This window comes from Mesorhizobium intechi, from assembly GCF_002879535.1.
In the GTDB taxonomy this organism is placed as follows: Bacteria; Pseudomonadota; Alphaproteobacteria; order Rhizobiales; family Rhizobiaceae; genus Mesorhizobium; species Mesorhizobium intechi.
Window position 1 is genome coordinate 1 of the sequence record NZ_PNOT02000087.1, and the last position, 5,235, is coordinate 5,235.

Here is a 5,235-nt window from a genome sequence, read left to right on the forward strand (position 1 = left end):
ATTGTTCACCGTTTGCGGTACAATCTGTCAATCAGAACCGAACCGTTCGGTTCGATCTACGAGTCAGAAAAGACCGACTTGAAGCTGCATGGGACTGCTGTTGCCCCTCGCCAAGACCGCATTTGTCTTGCGTTGAGATCGATACTGTCGCTCATCTAGGAGAGATCAGGGGTACGCGGCCATCAGGCCAAGGCGATCCGCTGGAAGGCCGCAAATGGGATCTGGACTGTCTAGATATGCGACTGCTGCTTGTTGAGGACAATCGCGAACTGGCCGACTGGCTGGGTAAGACCCTGCGCCAGGCGAATTATGTGGTCGACATCGTCCATGACGGCGAGGATGTCGAGCACGCGCTGGCGGCGGGCGACCATGCGCTCGTCATCCTCGACCTGGCGCTGCCACGCATGGGCGGCTTGGAGGTGCTGCGCATGCTGCGGGCGCGCGGCAACCGGGTGCCGGTGATCGTGCTGACCGCCAATGCCAGCCTCGACGGCAGGGTCAAGGGCCTCAACGAAGGCGCCGACGACTATCTGGCCAAGCCATTCCAGATCGAGGAGCTCGAGGCCCGGATCCGGGCGCAGCTGCGACGCGCCAATGACCGCACCGCGCCTGTGGTCGCCTGCGGCGATCTCGTGTTCGACACCAACACAAGGCTGTTTTCGCTGGCCGGCGAACCACTGGCGCTCACGCCTCGCGAACATGCGGTGCTGGAGCAATTGATGGTGAAGGCCGGGCGCACGGTGAGCAAGGCGGCACTTTCGGCGGCGATCTATGATTTCGAGACCGATGCCGACCCCAGCGCGATCGAGATCTATGTGCACCGCGTGCGCAAGAAGCTCGAAGGGTCGCGGGTCCAGATCGCCACCTTGCGTGGCCTCGGTTATCTTCTGCGGCATGAAGATCAATAGCCTCCGCCTGCAGTTGTTGGCATGGGTGGTGCTGCCGCTGGCCGGACTCGCCACCATCAATCTGTGGACCAGCCATGGCAGCGCGCTGGCCACCGCTAACCTGGTCACCGACCGAATGCTGCTCGGCTCGGCGCGGACCATCGCCGAGCAGGTCGCCATGACCGACGGCGTGCTCGATGCCACGATACCGCCAGCAGCGATCGAGATGTTCGACACGGGCGACCGCGATAGCGTCTACTACCATGTCAAGACTGCTAGAGGGCGCCTGCTGACCGGCTATCCCAATCTTCCGGACGCGTTGACGCCGTCCAGCACCGAGACAACCTATCGCGACCACCAGCTGCGACTGCTTACCTTCAGCCAGGGCGTGGTCGGCGCCGGCGAGGATTCGCCGATATCGGTTACCGTCGGCGTCACCCTTGCCGGACACGACGCGATGGTGCGGCGACTCTGGTTTGGCGCCTTTGCCCAGCAGCTGGCGCTGGTGGCGATCGCCGGCCTTTTCGTGCTCCTTGGCCTGCATCGAGGCCTGGCGCCGCTCATCAGGCTGCGCGACGCGGTGCGTTCGCCGAAACGCAGCGACCTCGACCCGGTCGATGTGCCGGGCGCCCAAAGCGAAATCCGCCCGCTGATCGATGCGCTCAACGCCTATATGGCACGCGTGCGGGCCCAGATGGCGTCGCAACGCCGCTTCGTCGCCAACGCCGCGCACCAGTTGCGCACGCCGCTGGCGCTACTGTCGACGCAGGCAAGCTACGCGCTGCGAGAAACCGTCCCGGATGCCCGCCACGAGGCGCTGGTGGCCCTGCAGGCAAGCTCCGGTCGCTTGGCACGGCTTGCCGAACAACTGCTGACCTTGTCGAGAGCCGAGCCGGGTAGCCGGCGGCCCCGCGCCGACCGTGTCGACCTGACCGAAGCGGCTCGCCAGGTTCTGGAAACCCATGCGCCGATTGCCGTCAGCCGCAACGTCGATCTCGGCCTCGAGGAGGCCGGCCCCGTCCCGGTAATCGGCGACGGCACCATGCTGCGCGAAATGATCGTCAACCTCGTCGACAATGCGCTGCGCTACTCCCCGTCAGGTGGCAGCGTCACCGTGAGGCTGGCGGCCGTTGATGGCGAAGCCATGCTGACGGTCACCGACGACGGGCCTGGCATTCCAGCGGAAGAGCGGGATCACGTGTTCGAGCGCTTCTACCGCATCGCCGGCTCGACCGAAGAAGGCAGCGGGCTGGGGCTCGCCATAGTGCGCGAGGTGGTCGAAAACGCCGGCGGCCGCGTCACCCTGCGGGATGGCGCGGCCGGCGGTCTGGTGATTGACGTCAGGTTGCCGCTGGCAAGCAGCTAGCCCATGCCGTCGCTCATTGCGTCTCATGCAGCGGCTGGGGACGCCATTTCGCCAGGCGATCCTCGACCATGGTCATCAGATATTCGGCGCCGAGTGCCACCACCATGACGATGACGATGGCGGCGTACATGCCGGCGGCGTCGAAGGATCCCTTGGCGATATTGATCAGCAGCCCGATGCCATAGCGCGAGCCGACGAATTCGCCGACGATCGCACCGATGATGGCAAAGCCGAAGCTGACATGCAGGCTGGCGAAGATCCAGCTCATCGCCGAAGGGACGATCACCGAGCGCGTCAACTGCCAGTTGGAGGCGCCGAGGATACGGGCATTGGCAATCATTGCCCTGTCGGCCTCCCGCACGCCCTGGAATGCATTGTGGAAGACGACAAAGAAAACCATGACGAAGGCAAGCGCCACTTTCGAAGCGAGGCCAAGGCCGAGGATCATGATGAAGATCGGTGCCAGAACCACGCGAGGGATGGAATTGATCACCTTGATGTAGATGGAGAAAATGTCTGCGGCCATGCGGTTGCGACCGAGCGCGACACCGATGATGATGCCAGCCACCGAGCCGGTCACGAAGCCAATGACCGACTCCTCCATGGTAACATAGAGATGATACCAGAGCGGTCCCTCGGACGTTCCTTCCGTCGTCCATTCATAGAGCCGCTCCGCGATCGCGCTCGGCATCGCGTAGAAGAACGGATCGATCCACGCCAAGCGCGCGGCAATCTCCCAAAGGCCTAGAAAGGCGACCAGGATGGCGACCCGCCAGAATATGACGGTGCGGCGGCGGCGCTGTGATGCTCTTGCCGCGGCCGCCTCGATTTCCGCGTCGGAAGTGCCAGGCTTGAAAGCGCCTGCTCTGATGTCGATTGCGGCATCGGTCATGGCTTTCCTCCTCAGGCTGCCGCGCGCGCATAGCTGGTCTCGACCTCTTCCTTGAGGTCGGCCCAGATGGTGCGCGAGTAATCGATAAAGCTTTGTTCGTAACGGATGTCGGCGACGACGCGCGGGCGCGGCAGGTCGATCGTGTAGACCGACTTCACGGTGGCCGGCCCGGCGGTCAGGACATAGACCTTGTCGGCCAAGGCGATCGCCTCTTCCAGGTCATGGGTTACGAAGACAACGGAAGCCTTTGCTTCGGACCAAAGGCGCAGCAGCTCCTCATGCATCAGCACGCGAGTCTGGACGTCAAGAGCTGAAAACGGCTCGTCCATGAGCAGGATTTCCGGACCGTTTATGAAAGTCTGCGCCAACGCCACTCGCTTGCGCATACCGCCTGAAAGCTGGTGCGGATAATGCTGCTCGAATCGCGACAGCCCGACGCGGCCCAGCCAGTCTCGGGCCGCGGCCATGGCTTCGGACTTCGCCTTGCCGCGAAAGAGCGGACCAGCCATCACGTTGTCGATCACGGTTCGCCACGGAAACAGGGCATCGCTTTGGAAAACAAAGCCGATACGCGGGTCTATCCCCTTGACCGGCGCGCCCATGACACGAACCTCGCCGGCACTTGGGCTTGCCAGCCCCGTCACGAGATTGAGTGTGGTGGACTTTCCGCAGCCGGTCGGGCCGACAACGGCGACGAATTCCCCGCGCTGTACGGTCATGGTGAAGTCGCGCAGTGCCGTCAGCGATTTGCCGGTGGGTGAAAGGAAACGCCGGCTGACGTTGATCAACTCGATCGCCGGTACATTTTTTTCAATGGCCATGGTGGACCTCCTGTAAAAGAGCAGACGCCCGCCGTCGGCCCCAAGGCCGCCGGACGTGAAAAACTGGCGGGTACCGGCGCGATGTCGTTCATCGCGCCGGTACCAGTCTGCTACTTGGCGTTCTTGACGAATTCCGAGGTGTAGGTCTTGGCAAGGTCGATCTGCTTGCCCTGCAGTTCCTTCTTGAAAGTTGAAAGAACAGTCAGCACCGTCTCGGGCCCACCTTCAGGCATGATCCCGTCGGGAGTGAACATTGCCTTGCCGGCATCGAGGGCCTTCACGTAGCCTTCCTTGTCGCCGACATAGTAGTCCTTCGGCATCTTGTCGGCGATCTCGGCGCCGCTATGCGTGTTGATGAATTTCTGCGTCTTGACGAAGGCATTGGCCAGCTTCTGCACGATGTCCTTGTGCGCGTCGACCCAGTCTGTCTGCATATAGAGGGAGGCGGCCGGGTAGGTGCCGCCGAGAGCGGCCTTGGTGCCTTCTATCGTACGCATGTCGATAAGGACTTTGGCCTCCCCAGTCTTCAGCAGCCGCGTGATCGTCGGCTCGGTCGTCATGCCCGCCTGGATCTTGTCCTGCTGCATGGCGGCAATGAAGGTGTTTCCGGCGCCGACCGGAACCGAGGTGAATTCGCCGAGCTTCAAACCGTTCTTGACGGCAAGATATTCGGTGAGAAAATTCGTCGATGAGCCTAGACCGGTCACGCCAAGGCTCATGCCCTTGAAGTCGGCGGCTGACTTGATCTCGGGATGCTTGGTTGAAACGAGCTCGACCTCGCCCGGCGCCTGGCTGAACTGGACGATGGATTCGACGAATTTGCCCTTGGCCTGCAGATCGATGCAGTGATCATAAAAGCCGACAACTCCTTGCACGGCACCGGCAAGCATCTCGTTTTCGGCGTCGACCCCGGCCGGCTCATTCAGCAACTCGACGTCGAGACCCTCGTCCTTGAAGTAACCGAGTGCTTCGGTCAGTTTGGCTGGCAGGTAAATCTGCTTCTCGTAGCCGCCGACCATGATGGAAATTTTGTCGGCGGCGTGCACGGACGGCGCGGACAAGGCCATGGTGGCGACGAGTGCGGTTGTGGCGGCTGAATCAAGCAGAATTCGCGCGAGCGACATGGCCTCTTCCCTTTGTTCGTTTCCCGCGCCCCTCTCTCTCCCATCGCCTTTGCGCGACAATATGGGGGCGCCGGACAAGAGTTATGGTACCAACCTTTCATCCAGCTTTCAGGGTAGAGCCGAAAATGACGGCAAAGCTTACGGA

General features: G+C 62.2%; 5 protein-coding genes. 2 read left to right on the plus strand and 3 right to left on the minus strand.

All coding sequences use genetic code 11. From position 1 onward, the window contains the following. The first annotated feature begins 236 nt into the window (after positions 1-236). The gene (locus C1D09_RS08275) at positions 237-908 is read left to right on the plus strand and encodes a response regulator (protein WP_143973818.1); all 672 of its coding nucleotides are present in this window, start codon (positions 237-239) and stop codon (positions 906-908) included. Beyond that, positions 895-2,253 carry a sensor histidine kinase gene (locus C1D09_RS08280; protein WP_143973819.1) on the plus strand — a complete coding sequence of 453 codons (1,359 nt, stop codon included), beginning with the start codon at positions 895-897 and terminating at the stop codon, positions 2,251-2,253. The genes C1D09_RS08275 and C1D09_RS08280 overlap by 14 nt, the downstream gene beginning before the upstream one ends. Before the next feature lie 13 nt (positions 2,254-2,266). Here the strand turns inward: C1D09_RS08280 and C1D09_RS08285 are convergent, their stop codons facing one another. The 3 genes from C1D09_RS08285 to C1D09_RS08295 form a co-directional block, all read right to left on the minus strand. After that, on the minus strand, positions 2,267-3,145 hold the full coding sequence (locus C1D09_RS08285) for an ABC transporter permease (protein ID WP_143973820.1): 879 nt from the start codon (positions 3,143-3,145) through the stop codon (positions 2,267-2,269). Between the two features lie 11 nt (positions 3,146-3,156). Continuing rightward, a complete protein-coding gene (locus C1D09_RS08290) occupies positions 3,157-3,966 on the minus strand; it encodes an ABC transporter ATP-binding protein (protein WP_143973821.1) in 810 nt (269 codons plus the stop codon). A 110-nt stretch (positions 3,967-4,076) separates the two neighbouring features. Further along, complete coding sequence (locus C1D09_RS08295) at positions 4,077-5,033, minus strand: ABC transporter substrate-binding protein (RefSeq protein ID WP_425463406.1); 957 nt, start codon at positions 5,031-5,033, stop codon at positions 4,077-4,079. Between the last annotated feature and the right edge of the window lie 202 nt (positions 5,034-5,235).